16 protein-coding genes are annotated in these 16,506 nt (G+C 66.8%); 7 read left to right on the top strand and 9 right to left on the bottom strand.

The window, feature by feature from the left end; genetic code table 11:
- Positions 1-4: 4 nt before the first annotated feature.
- Positions 5-1,204 carry a formate-dependent phosphoribosylglycinamide formyltransferase gene (gene purT, locus GGR73_RS01265; RefSeq protein WP_184455315.1) on the top strand — a complete coding sequence of 400 codons (1,200 nt, stop codon included), beginning with the start codon at positions 5-7 and terminating at the stop codon, positions 1,202-1,204.
- 107 nt (positions 1,205-1,311) lie between these two features.
- On the opposite strand, the gene GGR73_RS01270 is transcribed toward purT, so the two are convergent.
- Both GGR73_RS01270 and GGR73_RS01275 read right to left on the bottom strand, forming a co-directional pair.
- Positions 1,312-2,541 carry an endonuclease/exonuclease/phosphatase family protein gene (locus GGR73_RS01270; protein ID WP_226426676.1) on the bottom strand — a complete coding sequence of 410 codons (1,230 nt, stop codon included), beginning with the start codon at positions 2,539-2,541 and terminating at the stop codon, positions 1,312-1,314.
- Between the two features lie 52 nt (positions 2,542-2,593).
- Positions 2,594-3,508: an arginyltransferase gene (locus GGR73_RS01275; protein WP_046342018.1), complete on the bottom strand. Its 915-nt coding sequence runs from the start codon at positions 3,506-3,508 to the stop codon at positions 2,594-2,596.
- Here GGR73_RS01275 and GGR73_RS01280 point away from each other — a divergent pair.
- Positions 3,399-4,136: an EF-hand domain-containing protein gene (locus tag GGR73_RS01280; protein WP_456362906.1), complete on the top strand. Its 738-nt coding sequence runs from the start codon at positions 3,399-3,401 to the stop codon at positions 4,134-4,136. The genes GGR73_RS01275 and GGR73_RS01280 overlap by 110 nt on opposite strands.
- 186 nt (positions 4,137-4,322) lie before the next feature.
- On the opposite strand, the gene GGR73_RS01285 is transcribed toward GGR73_RS01280, so the two are convergent.
- From GGR73_RS01285 to GGR73_RS01300, 4 genes are all read right to left on the bottom strand, one after another.
- On the bottom strand, positions 4,323-5,516 hold the full coding sequence (locus GGR73_RS01285) for a sigma-70 family RNA polymerase sigma factor (RefSeq protein ID WP_184455319.1): 1,194 nt from the start codon (positions 5,514-5,516) through the stop codon (positions 4,323-4,325).
- 99 nt (positions 5,517-5,615) lie between these two features.
- Positions 5,616-6,125, bottom strand: coding sequence for a putative signal transducing protein (locus GGR73_RS01290; protein WP_184455321.1), 510 nt, complete (start codon positions 6,123-6,125; stop codon positions 5,616-5,618).
- Positions 6,126-6,273: 148 nt separating this feature from the next.
- Positions 6,274-7,188, bottom strand: a complete 915-nt coding sequence (gene tesB, locus GGR73_RS01295; RefSeq protein ID WP_016901707.1) for an acyl-CoA thioesterase II — start codon at positions 7,186-7,188, stop codon at positions 6,274-6,276.
- Between the two features lie 71 nt (positions 7,189-7,259).
- Positions 7,260-8,030 (bottom strand): enoyl-CoA hydratase/isomerase family protein, encoded by a 771-nt coding sequence (locus tag GGR73_RS01300; protein WP_046342022.1) that lies wholly within the window; start codon positions 8,028-8,030, stop codon positions 7,260-7,262.
- A 53-nt stretch (positions 8,031-8,083) separates the two neighbouring features.
- On the opposite strand from GGR73_RS01300, the gene GGR73_RS01305 reads away from it, so the two are divergent.
- Positions 8,084-8,521, top strand: a complete 438-nt coding sequence (locus tag GGR73_RS01305; RefSeq protein ID WP_456362907.1) for a copper chaperone PCu(A)C — start codon at positions 8,084-8,086, stop codon at positions 8,519-8,521.
- 251 nt (positions 8,522-8,772) lie between these two features.
- Here the strand turns inward: GGR73_RS01305 and GGR73_RS01310 are convergent, their stop codons facing one another.
- Positions 8,773-9,180 carry an acyl-CoA thioesterase gene (locus GGR73_RS01310; protein ID WP_024940078.1) on the bottom strand — a complete coding sequence of 136 codons (408 nt, stop codon included), beginning with the start codon at positions 9,178-9,180 and terminating at the stop codon, positions 8,773-8,775.
- Positions 9,180-12,146: an excinuclease ABC subunit UvrA gene (gene uvrA, locus GGR73_RS01315; protein WP_024940077.1), complete on the bottom strand. Its 2,967-nt coding sequence runs from the start codon at positions 12,144-12,146 to the stop codon at positions 9,180-9,182. The genes GGR73_RS01310 and uvrA overlap by 1 nt, the downstream gene beginning before the upstream one ends.
- A gap of 291 nt (positions 12,147-12,437) precedes the next feature.
- Between uvrA and rplU the strand changes: the two genes are divergently transcribed.
- The 3 genes from rplU to obgE all read left to right on the top strand — a co-directional run bounded on the left by rplU (position 12,438) and on the right by obgE (position 14,313).
- Positions 12,438-12,758, top strand: a complete 321-nt coding sequence (gene rplU / locus GGR73_RS01320) for a 50S ribosomal protein L21 (RefSeq protein WP_102252555.1) — start codon at positions 12,438-12,440, stop codon at positions 12,756-12,758.
- Between the two features lie 12 nt (positions 12,759-12,770).
- A complete protein-coding gene (rpmA, locus tag GGR73_RS01325; RefSeq protein WP_003484326.1) occupies positions 12,771-13,031 on the top strand; it encodes a 50S ribosomal protein L27 in 261 nt (86 codons plus the stop codon).
- Positions 13,032-13,263: 232 nt separating this feature from the next.
- Positions 13,264-14,313 carry a GTPase ObgE gene (gene obgE, locus GGR73_RS01330; protein WP_016901714.1) on the top strand — a complete coding sequence of 350 codons (1,050 nt, stop codon included), beginning with the start codon at positions 13,264-13,266 and terminating at the stop codon, positions 14,311-14,313.
- Positions 14,314-14,404: 91 nt separating this feature from the next.
- Here the strand turns inward: obgE and rpsT are convergent, their stop codons facing one another.
- On the bottom strand, positions 14,405-14,674 hold the full coding sequence (rpsT, locus tag GGR73_RS01335) for a 30S ribosomal protein S20 (RefSeq protein WP_002807888.1): 270 nt from the start codon (positions 14,672-14,674) through the stop codon (positions 14,405-14,407).
- 116 nt (positions 14,675-14,790) lie between these two features.
- Here rpsT and murJ point away from each other — a divergent pair, with 116 nt between their 5' ends.
- Positions 14,791-16,383, top strand: coding sequence for a murein biosynthesis integral membrane protein MurJ (gene murJ / locus GGR73_RS01340; RefSeq protein ID WP_184455324.1), 1,593 nt, complete (start codon positions 14,791-14,793; stop codon positions 16,381-16,383).
- Positions 16,384-16,506 lie beyond the last annotated feature (123 nt).

Here is a 16,506-nt window from a genome sequence, read left to right on the forward strand (position 1 = left end):
GCTCATGACTACTCTCGGCACGCCGTTGTCGCCTTCCGCCACCCGCGTGTTGTTGCTGGGCTCGGGCGAGCTGGGCAAGGAAGTGGCGATCGAATTGCAGCGCTTCGGGGTGGAAGTGATCGCCGCCGATCGCTATGCCGACGCGCCGGCGATGCAGGTGGCGCACCGTTCGCACGTGCTGGATATGCTCGATCCCCAGGCACTGCGCGCGCTGATCGCCCGGGAGCAGCCGCATCTGATCGTGCCGGAGATCGAGGCGATCCATACCGAAACGCTGCTCGCGCTGGAACGCGAGCAGGGCCAGCGGGTCATCCCGACCGCGCGCGCCGCACGCCTGACCATGGACCGCGAGGGCATCCGCCGCCTGGCTGCCGAAACACTGGGCCTGCCGACCTCGCCGTATCGCTTCGTCGACACGGCTGCCGAGTATCGCGAGGCGATCGCCGCGGTGGGCCTGCCGTGCGTGGTCAAGCCGGTGATGTCGTCCTCGGGCAAGGGCCAGAGCACCCTGCGTAGCGAGGCGGACATCGAGGCGGCCTGGGACTACGCGCAGACCGGCGGACGTGCCGGTGCCGGCCGCTGCATCGTCGAGGGCTTCATCGACTTCGATTACGAGATCACCATGCTGACCGTGCGGCATGCCGGCGGTACCTCGTTCTGCGACCCGATCGGGCATTGGCAGAAGGACGGCGACTACCGCGAGAGCTGGCAGCCGCAGCCGATGTCAGCGGCCGCCTTGCAGCGCTCGCAGCAGATCGCGCAGGCCATCACCGACGACCTGGGTGGTCTGGGCCTGTTCGGCGTGGAATTGTTCGTCAAGGGCGACGAGGTGTGGTTCAGCGAGGTCTCGCCACGCCCGCACGACACCGGCCTGGTCACGCTGGTCTCGCAGGAGCTGAGCGAATTCGCCCTGCACGCGCGCGCGATTCTCGGCCTGCCGGTCGGTGCGGAAAACGGCGGCGTGATCCGTCAGAGCGGCCCGTCGGCCTCGTGCGCGCTGCTGGCGCACGGTCATGGCGTGCCGGCCTTCGACAATGTCGCGCAGGCTTTGCGCGACCCGGACACCGCACTGCGCCTGTTCGGCAAGCCGCGCGTGGACGGTCACCGCCGCGTCGGCGTCACGCTGGCGCGTGCCGACAGCATCGACGCCGCGCGCGAGAAGGCGCGGGTAGCCGCAGAGGCAGTGCAGATCCGGCTGGACTGAGCGCTGCGCGGGTCATGGCGCGGTTGCGGCGACCAGCCGCAATCGCGCCACGACACAAGCAACCACCCGACGCGTCAAATCCTCAATCCCGAATCACCGTTGCCGAATCACTGCGCCCCAGCCACATCCACCCAAACCGCATGATGATCGCTGCCATCGGCGATCGCCGCTTCCGGCGTGGCGCTGGCGGGCCAGAAGATGCCGCTGCCGACCAGGGTGAACTGGCGCGAAGGCAGCACGTAGTCCAGCCGCATCGTGCCCGCCTGCGGCCCGAAGTCGCCGGTGACCTGGTGCGGGTCGCCCGCATGGGCAATGCCTTGCGCGGCGTATGCGGCGGTTTTTTCCGGGCCGCCTGCACTGTGCGGCGTGGGGTACTGCAGCACCCGCGGGTGCGTGATCAAGGCGCGGATCGCATCGTGCCGGCCGGCGCCGTCGACCGGGTCGTTATTGAGGTCGCCGAGAATGACGAAGCGCGCATCGGCGGGCAGCCCGCCGCAGCGGCCCTGGTCGTCGCACAGCCAGCTGGCGTCCTTGGGATTGTCCAGATACTCGCGCCAGAGCCGCAGCTCGTCGTGGTTGCGGGCGACGTTACGCTTCTCGGCGCCATCGAACACCGGCGGGGTGGGGTGCGAGACCAGCGCGTGCACCACACCGAGCGGCGTGCGCACCGGCACGTCCCAATGCGATTTGGACGACAGCCGCAGTTGCGCCCAGATCGCGTCGCGATAGAACGCTTGTTTGCTGGACGGGTCGGTCGGGCGCAGCGCACCCGGCAGCGCGCTCCATTTCAGCAACTGGAAACTGCGCACCGCCTGCGTGTCGATCGGGTAGCGCGACAGCACCAGCATGCCGTACTGGCCGGGATGCAATCCGTAACCCCAGGCATCGTTGCCGCGGGTGCGGCCATCGCCACCGACGCTGCCGTTGTTGTCCAGATCCAGGCCGCTCGGCACGCCGGTATTGACCGGGGCCAGGTAGCGATACGGGTAGCGCAACGCTGCGCCGCCGCCCGGCTGGGCGACCTGCAGATAGCGCTGCTGAAACAGATCGGCGGCGCGGTGCTCGGGGTCGAAGTCGAACTCGTTGAGCAGCACCAGATCCGGACGCACCCGCTGCAGCACCGCGGCGATCTTGCGCGCATGCGCGCTGTCGCCCTGCAGTTCGCGCACCAGGCCGCCGGCCTGATCCGAATACAGCGAGGTGTTGTAGGTCGCGATGCGCAGCTGGGCCGGCGCGGAGGCGGCAGTTGCCTTGGCGCTTGTCTCCGGAGAGGTCGCCTGATGGGCGCAGGCGGCGCAGAGCGCGGTCAGCGCAAGCAGTAAGAGAGGTCTGATCATCGCGATATTCTCGCATGTGCAAGACGACAGCCCGATGTCGTCCCGGCGGGGTTCACCCTTCCGGTGCAGCGGCAGGAAGCCCGCGCCATTGGCGGCCGTCGTAGGCCTCCAGCGCGCTGAAGCGGCGCTTGTAGTTCATCTTGGCATGGCCGTCGATCCAGTAGCCCAGATACACATGCGCGCGGCGCTCGCGTTGCGCCCACTGGATCTGCTGCAGGATCGCAAAGGTGCCCAGGCTGCGCGCAGTGGCATCCGGTGCGTAAAACGTATAGACCGCCGACAACGCATGCTCGGTGACATCGGTGACCGCAACGGCGAGCAGCCGCCCAGGCGCATGCGCCACCGCCGGTTCGCGGATTTCCAGGAAGCGTCCATGCGACCAGCCGCCGATCAGGAACTGGTCGAATTCGGTGGCGCCATGCTCGTCCATGCCGCCGCCGGGATGGCGGTGCTTGAGGTACTGCCGGTACAACGCGAGTTGTTCGTCGGTGCGCTCGGCAGCAACCACGCGCACCACCAGGTCCTGGTTGCGCGCCAGGCAGCGGCGCTGGCTGCGATCGGGCCGGAACGCATCCACCGCGATGCGCACCGGCACGCAGGCGCGGCAACGTTCGCAATGCGGCCGGTAGACCAGATCACCGGAGCGACGGAATCCCCATGCCAAGGCCTGCGGATAGATCGCACCCAGACGCGGGTCGTGTGGATCCAGCACCAGGTCGCGCGCACGGCGCTCGGACCAGTAGCCACAGGCATGCTCGCCGGTCTGGAACAGGCGCAGGTCGTCATGGGTGTCGGCGTGGATGGCCATGGCGTCAGGATAGCGCCTGCGCGTCGCAACGGCGGCGACTGTCCGCCGGATGAATACGCCCGGTTGCCGCGTCAACGCGCACGCCGATGGCTCGTTGATGTGGGTGTTGGTGGCAGCGCACGGTGGATCCGGATGCGCCACCCACGCGATGCGGCCCATGCAGGTGCCGCGTGTGGTTCCCACATTCCAGGAGTTTCTCATGACGTCTCGCAAACCGTTTTTCGCACTGGCCGTGCTGGCTGCCCTGTCCACCGGCGCGGTGTTCGCCGCTCCGCCCGCAGCCGGCGATGCGCCGCGTCCTGCCAAACTCGACAAGAACGGCGATGGCGTGATCGATCGCAGCGAAGCCGCCGCCGACCCCAGGCTGGCCGCACAGTTCGACACGCTGGACACCAACAAGGACGGCAAGCTGTCGCGCGACGAGCGCCCGCATCATCGCGGCCCGGGGCGCGGTGGACGCGGCGAATGGCTGAGCAAGCTCGACACCAACAAGGACGGCCGCATCAGCCGCGAAGAGGCCAAGGCCGACCCCAAGTTCGCCGCGCGCTTCGATGAGATGGACATCAACAAGGACGGCTTTGTCGATCGCGCCGACCGTGAGCTGCGCATGCAGCAGCATCGCGATGAATGGTTTGCCAAGGCTGATACCGACAAGGACGGCAAGTTGAGCAAGGCCGAGTTCGATGCCGCATCCAAGCAGCGCGGCGAGCATGGCCGCTGGGGTCAGGGCGAGCATGGCGATCACGGCAAGCGTCCGATGCCGGCCAAGCCTGCCGCGGGCAACTGAGTTCATCCAGTCGCTTACCCGGTCGCAGTGCTGCGACCGGGGCAGCACTGACGTCACACGCAGCATGTAAACCGCAACACGCAACAAGGCGCCGATCGACCAACGGCCTCCCGCGCAAGCAGGAGGCCGTTTTTGTTGATTGGAATGGCCGCACTTGCCGCATGCGGCGATGAGCTCACGCCGGGATCAGAGCATCCCCAGCTTCATGTAGTGCCGCACGATGGGCAGCATGACCGCCGCCGTGCTCACCAGCATCGCGGCCGGGCTGAACATGCAGCGATACAGCAGCGGTGCCCGCGTGGTGCCGCGTCGTTGCGCATCGCGTTCCAGCATCGGGCGCATGACGCGTGGCAGCACCCGGATGGATTGGTAGTTGAGCACCGCCATGCCTGCGCCCAGCAACAGCAGCGACGTCCATGCGCCGGCATCCAGGCGTTTGAGCAGCAGCGTGCTGCCCACCACCAGCACCGACGTCAACGTGGTGATGTGCAGGAAACGACGAATCGCCGCTGCTTCGGCGGCGGTCTGCGCAAAGCGCAGCAGATACCAGCACGACCAGTACGTGCCGACGCCGGCAACCAGCACGGCGCCGGCGGCGAACAGCGACGGCAGGCCGAGCCAGAGGCTTAGCGCACCAGCGGCGCCACCCCCGCCCAATGCCGAGCCGGTCAGCCCGCTCACGCCTAATTTGCCCGCGCCCCCCATGCCGGTCAGCACGATGGCCGCGCTCGCCGTCCCCGGCGCGGCCAGCAGGGTTGCCGAGGTCACCGCGGTGGCAGAGGCCACGCTGGGCGCGCTGGCACGGGCGAACTCGCCGAACCGGCGCAGCAGCTCGCCGCGCACGCTGGCACGTGCCCGCGACAGGCGCTTGCGCACGGCCGCATCGCTCAGTCCGAGCAGCGAAGCGACCTGCCGCGAACTCTGGCCTTCGCGATAAAACAGCAGCAGCGTCTCGCGGCTCTCTTCGGGCAATGCAGAAATGATGTCGAGCGCGGCGATCTCTTCTTCCACCTGCAGCAACTGGTCGGCGGGCGAGGGGGCCGGGTCGGCGGCCATCGCGATCGCCAGGTCCGCCGCTTCGCCGCTGAGCGCGCGATGCCGGTTGGCGCGCAGCCAGTCGCGCGCCAGGTTGCGGGTGATCTGCCGCAGCCACGGCAGGAAACTGGCCGGCTGATGCAATTGCGCCAGCCGCTGCCAGGCGCGCAGGAAGGCTTCCTGGGCGATGTCTTCGCTGGCGGCGATATCGCGGGTGATCGCCAGTGCGATGGCGGTCACCGTGTTCTGGCAGGCGCGCACGATGCGGCCGTAGGCCTGCTGGCAGCCGGCGGCGGCGACCGGCAATTCGCGTTGCAACATCAGGTCCAGCGTGTCGGTGTGCATCGGCGCAATCCATGTCCTGGTCCCAGCATGACGCAGGCGAGCAGCGGATGTGACCGAGGCGATGGCGGTGGCGCCTGGCGCAGCGCCGGGTGGCTGCGCTCAGTGCGCCGGCTGGATCCGTACACGCACTTCGTCATCCTCTGCGGCGGGCGGTGCGGTGGTGGCGGGCGCTGGCTGCGCGGCCGGCGGTACCACTGGCCTGGCCGCATCCGGGGCATTGCGATGGCGCAGCACCACGAACATGGCGACCGCGCCGATCACCAGCAGCAGCACCAGCCGGATGCGCCAGGCCCAGCTGCGCGCATTGGTGCTCGAGCCGTTTTCGCCGTCGCGGAAGGTGTACTCCACATTCGGCAGGTCGCGGCGGGTGGTGTCGAGCAGGCGTGCGTCGCGCAGCAGATCGCGGGCACGCGGCTGGTCGTCGGCGTGCACGATCCACACCGTGGGGTAGGCCTGGGCGTTGCCTTGTTCGAGATAGCTGAACTGGCCGCTGCGCTTGCTCTCGTAGGAGCGGCCGTTGCTCATGCGCACGTCGATACCGGCGTTGCGCAGGAGATCGGCCACGCCTTCGGCGGTTTCGATACGTTGACTGCTGAAGATCTTGCGCATGCTTAAGGAGTGCCAGCGATTGCCGAGCAGGGCGCGCTGCGAATGCGCTTGCTCAAGCTGAAAGAAAGGAGCGGCAAGGACGTCGATCCAGGCCGGAAAGTGCAGGCGGCCATCAGCATGCCTGCGCGCGACGAACGCGGTGCAGCGATCAACATGGCGAGTCGTTTGCCGGCACCGCGATCGCGCTGCCGTCGGGCACCACGCGGATCAGGCCTTCCTGGGTGGTGCTGGCGACCAGCACGCCATCGCGGGTGAAGAACTGCCCGCGCGCCAAGCCGCGCGAACCCTGTGCGGTGGGGCTGTCGAGCGAATACAGCAGCCAGTCGTCGGTGCGGAACGGGCGGTGGAACCACAGCGCGTGATCGAGCGAGGCCATCTGCACGTTCGGCGTGTAGTAGCTGATGCCATGCGGAAAGGTGGAGGTGCCCAGCAGCTGAAAATCCGAGGCATAGGCCAGCAAGGCCTGGTGCAGGCCGACGTCGTCGCCGACCGGGTCGCTCAGGCGCAGCCACATCTGCTGGAACGGCGGACGCTTGGGCGGCTTGAGTTCGTCGCGCGGAAACACATGGCGAAACTCGAACGGGCCGCCACGCGACAGCCAGCGCTGCACCTTGGCAGGCAGTTTCTCCAGCACCTCCGCCGCCAGCGGCGGGGTGGGTTCGATGTCTTCGGGCGGCGGTACCACCGGCATCGCGGACTGGTGTTCGGCGCCGTCTTCGCGCTGCTGGAACGAGGCCGCGCAGAAGAAGATCACCTTGCCATGCTGGATCGCAGTGACCCGGCGCACCGAAAAACTGCCGCCATCGCGGGTGCGGTCGACGTCGTAGACGATCGGGTGGTCGATATTGCCGGCGCGCAGGAAATAGGCATGCAGGGAGTGCGCCTGGCGGCCGTTGTCCACGGTGGCCTGCGCGGCGGCCAGTGCCTGGCCCAGCACCTGTCCGCCGAACACGTACTTGGTGCCGATGTCGCGGCTTTGGCCGCGGAACAGGTTGTCTTCCAGGCGCTCCAGCGACAGCAGGCTGATCAGTTCGGAGACGACGGGTTCGGCAGTGGCGGACAAAGGGCTGGCCTGGGCGTGCGACGGACCGCGATTATAGCGGGCCGCCCCCTGCGCGCCGTGCGGGAGCGGCGTCAGGCCTTCTGCAGCCGCGCCACCAGGCCGTGCAGGGCGGCCTGCGCATCCGGCGCGTACCAGCCGTCGATGAAGCGCTCCAGCTGGATCAGCTCCGGCGCCAGTGCCGCGCGCAGATCTGCGCGGGCAATCGCGCGCGTGGCCAGCATCGGCTGGCGCGGCAGCTGCTGCAGGTCCTGCAGCCAGGCCACCGCGCGCGCGGTGACCAATTCGCCATCGACCAGTTCGTCGACCAGGCCGATCGTGACCGCCTGCTCGGCCGGCAGCAGCTGCCCGGAGATCAGCAGGCGCTCGGCGCGGTGCGCGCCGACCACGCGGCGCAGCAGGCGCTGGATGCCTTCCGGCGCAGCCAGGCCCACCTGCACCTCGTTCAAGCCGATCGCATACGGTTTGGCGGTATCGGCGCTGCGTGCCATCACCCGGTAGTCGCAGCACAGCGCCAGCACGCAGCCGCCGGCCGGCGCATGCCCGCCGATGGCCGCGACCACCGGCACGCGGCTGTTGGCCAGCGCCTGCGCGGCCTCGAAGAAGGCCGTCCAGCTGGCCAGCAATGCGGCGCGGTCGGTGCCATGCGCCAGCAGGTGCGGCACGTCCATGCCACCGGAAAAGATCCGCTCGCTGCCCGACAGCACGATGCCGTCGGTCTCCTCGCCGGCCTGCTGCACCGCAACGCTCAGGGCCTGGCACAGCGCGCTGTCCAGTGCATTGACCGGCGGGCGCGCCAGACGGATTTCGCGAAGACGGCCATGGTCTAAGATCTGGATGCTCATTCGGGGCTCCTGGAGGTTGGGTCATGATAGACGGCAGTCGAAGCAGGCAGCGCATGTACGCACGCGTGCTCGGTGCATGGGTGATGCTGGCAAGTGCAGGCGCTGGCGCGCAGTGCCTGCCCGAGTTCAAGGGCGGCTGGATCCGCATTCCGCCACCCGGTGGCATGGGCATGGCAGCGGGCTTCGGGCAGTTCCACAATGGCTGTGCGCAGCCGTCGAAGGTCACCGCGGCCAAGAGCAGTGCGTTTGCCGATGTGTCCATCCACGAGACCACGCAAACCAACGGTGTCAGCCGCATGCGCGCGATGCCGGAGCTGGCATTGCCGGCCGGCAAGTCGGTGCCGCTTGCGCCGGGCGGCCTGCATCTGATGCTGATGGAAGCGCGTGCGCCGCTGCAGGAAGGTGCGCAGGTGCCGGTGACCTTTACCTTGCAGGATGGCCGCGAGATCAGGACCACGCTGCAGGCGCGCAAGCGCGCGCCGGGTTCGTAAACGCGCGCAGTGCGCGGCTGAGCGGAGCCTGGGTCCCGCAGTGTTTGCCGAGCCCACTGCGCGATGTTGCCGATCAAACGCGATGCGTGGTGGCGAGCAGGCTGCCACTTCACGGTGTCGGTCTCGATCACGCGGCCTGTCAGTGGTATCGCGCAGCGGAAGGACAGGAGCGCTGCAAACAACAACGGCGGCTCTCGGAAGAGCCGCCGTCGTCTTATGGCGCTGGCAAGCCAGCGCGCAACTGGCAAGTCTCAGCTGCTGGCGGCGCGTACCGCATCCGGCAGCGATGCGCTCTTGCCGGTCTGCGTATCGATCCACACCACCACCACGTTGCCATCGGAATACAGCACGCCCTCGTCCTTCTGGTCGAGGATGCGGTGGCCGATGGTGATGCTGCTGCTGCCCAGGCGCTCGACGAACAGTTCCACCAGGATGTCGTTCGGCCATATCAGCGGGCGCTTGTAGTTGACGTTGGTGGCCGCAACCACCGGCGCGATGCGGTCGGTCATCGCCACGCCTTCAACGCCCAGCATCCAGCGCACGCGCGCTTCCTCCAGGTACGAAATGTACTTGGCGTTGTTGACATGGCCCATGCTGTCCATGTCGCGCCAGCGCACGCTGATCGGGATGCGTGCCAACACCTTGTGCTCTTCGCTCATCAGCTTGCCTTCTTCTTTGCGGTTTTCTTGGTGGCGGACTTGGCGACTTTCGCCACCTTCTCCGGTTTGATCTTGCGTGGCGGGCGCGCATCGGGCTTGTTGGCCATCGCCGCCGGCCGGGTCTCGCGCGCCTTCACCGATGGCAGCATCTTGGCCAGGAACTGCCCGGTGTAGGACGCCTTGTGCGCAGCCACATCTTCCGGCGTGCCGGAGACCAGGATGCTGCCGCCGCGATGGCCACCTTCCGGGCCCAGATCCACGATCCAGTCGGCGGTCTTGATCACGTCCAGATTGTGTTCGATCACCACCACCGTGTTGCCCTCGTCGCGCAGCTTGTGCAGCACGCCGAGCAGCGCTTCGATGTCATGGAAGTGCAGGCCGGTGGTCGGCTCGTCGAGGATGTACAGGGTGCGTCCGGTATCGCGGCGCGACAGCTCCTTGGACAACTTGACGCGCTGCGCCTCGCCGCCGGACAGCGTGGTCGCGCTCTGGCCCAGCTTGATGTAACTCAGGCCCACATCCACCAGGGTTTCCAGCTTGCGTGCGATCGACGGCACCGGCTCGAACAGCCGCAGCGCGTCCTCGACGGTCATCTGCAGCACGTCGCTGATGTTGAAACCCTTGTAGCGGATCTCCAGCGTCTCGCGGTTGTAGCGCTTGCCGTGGCAGACATCGCAGGGCACGTAGACGTCGGGCAGGAAGTGCATCTCCACCTTGATCAGGCCATCGCCCTGGCAGGCTTCGCAGCGGCCGCCGCGTACGTTGAAGCTGAAACGGCCCGGCGAATAGCCGCGCGCGCGCGCCTCCGGCACCTGCGCGAACAACTCGCGCAACGGCGTGAACATGCCGGTATAGGTGGCTGGATTGGAACGCGGCGTGCGCCCGATCGGCGACTGGTCGATATCCACGACCTTATCGAACAGATCCAGATTCTCCACCTCGCGATGCGCGGCCACCGGATGCGAGGCGCCGTTGATCTCGTTGGCCGCCAGCGAGAACAAGGTGTCGTTGATCAGCGTGGACTTGCCCGAGCCGGACACGCCGGTGATGCAGGTCAACAGGCCGGCCGGAATATCCAGGTCGACATTCTTCAGGTTGTTGCCGGTCGCCCCGCGCAGATGCAGCATCATCTTCGGGTTGGGCTTGTGGCGCTGCTTGGGAATCTCGATACGGCGTTTGCCCGACAGGTACTGGCCGGTCAGCGAGCCGGGCGCATCCAGGATGTCCTGCAACGAGCCTTGCGCACAGATTTCGCCACCGTGCACGCCGGCGCCGGGGCCGATGTCCAGCACGTAATCGGCCAGGCGGATCGCGTCTTCGTCATGCTCGACGACGATCACGGTATTGCCCAGATCGCGCAGCCGCGTCAGCGTGCCGAGCAGGCGTTCGTTGTCGCGCTGATGCAGGCCGATCGACGGCTCGTCCAGCACATACATCACCCCGACCAGGCCGGCGCCGATCTGGCTGGCCAGCCGGATGCGCTGCGCCTCGCCACCGGACAAGGTGTCGGCCTTGCGTTCCAGGGTCAGGTAATCCAGGCCCACGTCGACCAGGAAGCCCAGCCGTTCGCCGATCTCCTTGACGATCTTGCTGGCGATCTCGCCACGCCAGCCCGGCAGCGACAAGCCGCGGAAAAAGCTCAGCGCCTCGTTGACCGGCAGCACCACCAGTTCGGGCAGCGGGCGGTCGGCGACGAACACGTTGCGCGCGGCACGGTTCAGGCGCGTGCCGTTACAGGCCGGGCAGGGCTGCTGGCTGACGTACTTGGTCAGCTCCTCGCGCACGGCCGGCGATTCGGTTTCGCGGTAGCGGCGTTCCAGGTTCGGCAGGATGCCCTCGAAGCGGTGCTTGCGCGTGGTGCGCCCGCCCGCATCGGTGAAGTAAGTGAAACTGATCACCTCATCGCCGCTGCCGAACAGCACCGCCTGGCGCACCTTGGCTGGCAGCGTGTTCCACACCGCGTCCACGTCGAACTTGTAGTGCTTGGCCAGCGAGGCGATCAGCTGGAAATAATAGGCATTGCGCCGATCCCAGCCGCGCACCGCGCCGGCCGACAGCGACAGCTCCGGATGCACCACGACGCGATCCGGGTCGAAGAACTCGGCCACGCCCAGGCCATCGCAGCTGGGACAGGCGCCCACCGGTGCGTTGAACGAAAACAGCCGCGGCTCCAGCTCCGGCAGCGAGTAATCGCAGACCGGGCAGCTGTACTTGGACGAAAACAGGTGCGGCGCCGCGGCCGGGTCGTCCAGCGATTGCACCGCGACCATGCCTTCGCCGAGCTTGAGCGCAGTCTCGAAACTTTCCGCCAGCCGTTGCTTGATGTCTTCGCGTGGACGGAAGCGGTCGATCACCGCCTCGATGGTGTGCTTCTGGCGCAGCGCCAGCGGCGGCACCGCGTCGATCTCGTACAGCTCGCCATCCACACGTACGCGCACAAAGCCCTGCGCGCGCAGCTGCTCGAACACCTGCGCATGCTCGCCCTTGCGCTCGCGGATCACCGGCGCCAGCAGCATGTAACGCTGCTCCTGGTCCTGCGTGAGCATGTGGTCGACCATCTGGCTGACGGTCTGCGCCTCCAGCGGGAAGCCGTGGTCCGGGCAGCGCGGCTGACCGACGCGCGCGTACAGCAGGCGCAGGTAGTCGTAGATCTCGGTGATCGTGCCGACCGTGGAACGCGGGTTGTGCGAGGTCGACTTCTGTTCGATCGAAATCGCCGGGGACAGGCCTTCGATGTGGTCCAGGTCCGGCTTTTCCATCACGCTGAGGAACTGGCGCGCATACGCCGACAGCGACTCGACGTAACGGCGCTGGCCTTCTGCATAGATGGTGTCGAACGCCAACGACGACTTGCCCGAGCCGGACAGGCCGGTGATCACGATCAGTTTGTCGCGAGGCAGGTCGAGGTCGATGTTCTTGAGGTTGTGCGTCCGCGCGCCGCGGATGCGGATGAAATCCATCGCCATGGGGGATCCGATGTCGGGCCGGCGAACCGGCAGTGGTGCGAGCGTGCTCAGCAGGAATGAGTGGCAGTCGATCAGCCTACCCGCCGACCTAGGTGAGGGCAATTACCCCAAATGCCAGTCTGACCGGGCGCCTGTGGCGGCCGGATGATGCGTTGCACGGGTGGATCGGGCAGGGCCATGGCCGGCTGGCCGGCAGGTTGACCCCAAACCCCGCAAGCCCGTACAATCCCGCTCCTGTCTGCCCTAGGGCACGTCAGTGCGACCATAATAACTACAGAGGAAAACCTGGTCATGTACGCAGTTCTGGTAACCGGCGGTAAGCAATACCGCGTCGCGCAGGGCGAAACGCTCCGCGTGGAAAAGCTCGATGTCGAAGCTGGCAACGAGATCAAGTTCGACACCGTCCTGATGCTGGGCGATAGCGATGGCATCAAGCTGGGCGATGCGCTGAAGGGCGCCTCGGTCACCGCCAAGGTCGTGGCCCATGGCCGCGCCGACAAGGTGCGCATCATCAAGTTCCGTCGCCGCAAGCACCACATGAAGCGTCAGGGACACCGTCAGTACTACACCGAAATCGAGATCACCGGCATCGCCGGTGGCGATAAGAAGTAAGGAGAACCAGTCATGGCACACAAAAAAGGCGTAGGTTCCTCGCGCAACGGTCGCGATTCCAACCCGAAGTACCTGGGTGTGAAGATCTTCGGTGGCCAGGCCATCGATGCCGGCAACATCATCGTGCGTCAGCGTGGCACCCAGTTCCATCCGGGCGCCGGCGTCGGCCTCGGCCGTGACCACACCCTGTTCGCGCTGGTCGACGGCAAGGTGGAGTTTTCCACCAAGGGCCCGAAGAAGCGTCGCACCGTCAGCGTGGTTGCCGAGGCGTAATCGCCCGCTCCATGCAGGCCAGTCCGTCAGGCATCGCTGCCTGGCGGACGAGACGGAAAGCCCCGCTTTTGCGGGGTTTTTCGTTTGACGGCCGGGAGTGGGGATTCGGGATTGGGGATTCGCAACGGCGGATTTCGAGAGTTCCGATACTGTCACTTCCTGCTGTTTCCGCGGCTGCCTGGCGGCGTCCTGCGGTGGTGTTACCAATCCCAAATTACGAATCCCAAATCTCATGAAGTTAGTCGACGAAGCAGAAATCCTGGTCAGTGCCGGCAATGGCGGCAATGGCTGTGTCGGCTTTCGCCGCGAGAAGTTCATCCCGCTCGGTGGGCCCGATGGCGGCGACGGCGGTAACGGCGGCAGCGTGTGGATCGTGGCCGACGAGAACGTCAATACGCTGGTCGACTTCCGGCATGAGCGGACCTTCAAGGCGCAGCGCGGCGAGAACGGCATGGGCCGCCAGGCCTACGGCAAGGGCGGCGAAGACCGCATCATCGTGGTGCCGGTCGGCACCGTGGTGATGAACGTGCAGACCGACGAAGTCATCGGCGACCTGACCCAGCATGGCGATCGCCTGCTGGTGGCCAAGGGCGGCAAGGGCGGCCTGGGCAACATGCATTTCAAGAGCTCGGTCAATCGCGCGCCGCGCCAGTCCACCACCGGTGAAGAGGGCGAGGAGCGGTTGCTCAAGCTGGAGCTGAAGCTGCTGGCCGACGTCGGCTTGCTGGGCTTTCCCAATGCGGGCAAGAGCACCCTGATCCGCGCGGTGTCCTCGGCAACCCCGAAGGTGGCCGATTACCCGTTCACCACCCTGTACCCGAATCTGGGCGTGGTCAGTGTCGAGGCATACCGCAGCTTCGTCATCGCCGACGTGCCGGGCCTGATCGAGGGCGCGGCCGACGGTGCCGGGCTGGGCACGCAGTTCCTGCGCCATCTGCAGCGCACCCGTCTGCTGCTGCATCTGGTGGACATTTCGCCGATGGATGGTGGGGTGGAGGCGTCGCCGGTGGATCAGGTGCGCACCATCGAGCGCGAGCTGGAGCGCCACGATCCGGAGTTGCTGAAGAAGCCGCGCTGGCTGGTGCTCAACAAGGCCGACCTGATGTTCGAGGACGAGGCGCGCGCTGCGGCCGAGACGATCGTGGCCGAACTCGGCTGGACCGCGCCGTGGTATCTGGTCTCGGCGCTGGGTCGCGATGGCACCTTCCCGATCATGAAGGACATCATGGCGTTCTTCGACCGTCAGCGCGAGGACGAGCTCGAGGCGCGCAATGCCGGCTGAGCGCATGCGCAGGCACACAAAAAACCCGGCCAAGGCCGGGTTTTTCTATGCCACCGCAAGCCAGGCCTGCGGTGATGCCAGCACGGCTCGCTTACGCGGCCTTGATGGCCTTGATGCGAGCGGTCAGGCGGCTCTTGTGACGCGCAGCCTTGTTCTTGTGAATCAGGCCACGGGCGCTGAAACGGTCGAGGATGGGCTGGGCAACGGCGAAAGCAGCTTCGGCGCCTGCAGCATCGTTGGCGTCAAGGGCCTTGATCACCTTCTTGACGGCGGTGCGCAGCATCGAACGCTGGCCCGTGTTGCGCTCATTGCGCACGACGGTCTGCTTGGCGCGCTTCTTGGCGGACTTGATATTGGCCACGGTGGTGGGTTCCTGAAAAATCGGTGTAGTGGAAAAAGCAAGCGGGAAAGTATGATGGGCTTAGTTATGTACGTCAAGTCAGTTGTCAAGAGGGATGCAGCGTGAGCAAGCCCGGCATGTTGAGAGGCCTGCTCTCATTCAGCAGTATGACCATGGTGTCGCGGGTGTTGGGCCTGATCCGCGACCAGGCGATCTCCACCACCTTCGGCGCCAATGCGGTCACCGACGCGTTCTGGGTGGCGTTCCGGATCCCCAATTTCCTGCGTCGGCTGTTTGCCGAGGGCTCGTTCGCCACCGCCTTCGTGCCGGTGTTCACCGAGGTCAAGGAGACCCGCCCGCATACCGACCTGCGCGAGCTGATGTCGCGGGTGTCCGGCACGCTCGGCGGCATGCTGCTGCTGATCACCGCGCTGGGGCTGATCTTCACCCCGCAGCTGGCGTCGGTGTTTTCCGATGGCGCGGCCACCGATCCGGATAAATACGGCCTGCTGGTCGATTTGTTGCGGCTGACGTTTCCGTTTCTGTTGTTCGTCTCGTTGACCGCGCTGGCGGGCGGGGCGCTCAACAGCTTCCAGCGGTTTGCGATTCCGGCGCTGACGCCGGTGATCCTCAACCTGTGCATGATCGCCGGCGCGCTGTGGCTGGCGCCGCGGCTGGACGTGCCGATCCTGGCGCTGGGCTGGGCGGTGCTGGTGGCCGGGGCGCTGCAGTTGCTGTTTCAGCTGCCGGCCCTGAAGGGCATCGACCTGCTGACGCTGCCGCGCTGGGGCTGGACGCACCCGGATGTGCGCAAGGTGCTGACCCTGATGATTCCGACCCTGTTCGGTTCGTCGATCGCGCAGATCAACCTGATGCTTGACACGGTGATCGCCGCACGGCTGGCCGACGGCTCGCAGTCGTGGCTGTCGCTGGCCGACCGGTTCCTGGAACTGCCGCTGGGCGTGTTCGGGGTGGCGCTGGGCACGGTGATCCTGCCGGCGCTGGCGCGCCATCACGTTAAGACCGACCGCAGCGCGTTCTCCGGCGCGCTGGACTGGGGGTTCCGCACCACGCTGCTGATCGCGATGCCGGCGATGCTCGGCCTGCTGCTGCTGGCCGAGCCGCTGGTGGCGACCTTGTTCCAGTACCGCCAGTTCACCGCCTTCGATACGCGCATGACCGCGATGTCGGTCTACGGCCTGAGCTTCGGCCTGCCGGCGTACGCCATGCTCAAGGTGTTGTTGCCGGCCTTCTACGCCCGTCAGGACACCCGCACTCCGGTGCGTGCCGGTGTGGCGGCGTTGATCGCCAACATGGTGTTCAACTTCGCGTTGCTGGCAGTGGTCTACCAGATTATGGTGACGCCCGAGCTCAAGGCGCAGGGCGTGATGCAGGCGCTGGGCAAGCAGCCGGGTCTGCATCTGGCGCTGGGCATTGCCAGCGCGCTGTCCAGTTATCTCAACCTGGGTTTGCTGTGGTACTGGCTGGGCAAGTCCGGCGTGTACCAGCGCCGGCCGGGTTGGGCTGGCTATGCGCTGCGCCTGCTGCTGGCATGCGCGGCGATGGTGGCGGTGCTGTTGGGCCTGCTGTGGTGGCTGCCATCGTTCACCGTGATGGACAAGTGGGATCGCATCGGCTGGCTGGCGGTGCTGGTCGGCAGCGGTGGGGCGACCTACCTGGTGGCGCAAGTGGCGCTGGGATTGCGGCCGCGGCATCTGCGCGAGGGCTAGTCGTCCGCCGAGCTGGCCGAGCAGGTGCGGAGCCAGCCGTCATGCACGGTGGGTGGGGCCGGTCCCGGGCCGGGAAGGCGCGCAATCGCCTGCCCGCCTCCGGGACGCGGCGGCACAGGCCCG

It is taken from the genome of Xanthomonas sp. F14 (genome assembly GCF_014199865.1).

Bases quoted from the DNA above. Each gene is read 5' to 3' on its own strand.
- purT (WP_184455315.1), top strand. From the start codon at position 5: ATGACTACTCTCGGCACGCCGTTGTCGCCTTCCGCCACCCGCGTGTTG.
- GGR73_RS01270 (WP_226426676.1), bottom strand. From the start codon at position 2,541: ATGATCAGACCTCTCTTACTGCTTGCGCTGACCGCGCTCTGCGCCGCC.
- GGR73_RS01280 (WP_456362906.1), top strand. From the start codon at position 3,399: ATGAATACGCCCGGTTGCCGCGTCAACGCGCACGCCGATGGCTCGTTG.
- GGR73_RS01275 (WP_046342018.1), bottom strand. From the start codon at position 3,508: ATGGGCCGCATCGCGTGGGTGGCGCATCCGGATCCACCGTGCGCTGCC.
- GGR73_RS01285 (WP_184455319.1), bottom strand. From the start codon at position 5,516: ATGCACACCGACACGCTGGACCTGATGTTGCAACGCGAATTGCCGGTC.
- GGR73_RS01290 (WP_184455321.1), bottom strand. From the start codon at position 6,125: ATGCGCAAGATCTTCAGCAGTCAACGTATCGAAACCGCCGAAGGCGTG.
- GGR73_RS01300 (WP_046342022.1), bottom strand. From the start codon at position 8,030: ATGAGCATCCAGATCTTAGACCATGGCCGTCTTCGCGAAATCCGTCTG.
- GGR73_RS01305 (WP_456362907.1), top strand. From the start codon at position 8,084: ATGTACGCACGCGTGCTCGGTGCATGGGTGATGCTGGCAAGTGCAGGC.
- GGR73_RS01310 (WP_024940078.1), bottom strand. From the start codon at position 9,180: ATGAGCGAAGAGCACAAGGTGTTGGCACGCATCCCGATCAGCGTGCGC.
- uvrA (WP_024940077.1), bottom strand. From the start codon at position 12,146: ATGGCGATGGATTTCATCCGCATCCGCGGCGCGCGGACGCACAACCTC.
- rplU (WP_102252555.1), top strand. From the start codon at position 12,438: ATGTACGCAGTTCTGGTAACCGGCGGTAAGCAATACCGCGTCGCGCAG.
- rpmA (WP_003484326.1), top strand. From the start codon at position 12,771: ATGGCACACAAAAAAGGCGTAGGTTCCTCGCGCAACGGTCGCGATTCC.
- obgE (WP_016901714.1), top strand. From the start codon at position 13,264: ATGAAGTTAGTCGACGAAGCAGAAATCCTGGTCAGTGCCGGCAATGGC.
- murJ (WP_184455324.1), top strand. From the start codon at position 14,791: ATGTTGAGAGGCCTGCTCTCATTCAGCAGTATGACCATGGTGTCGCGG.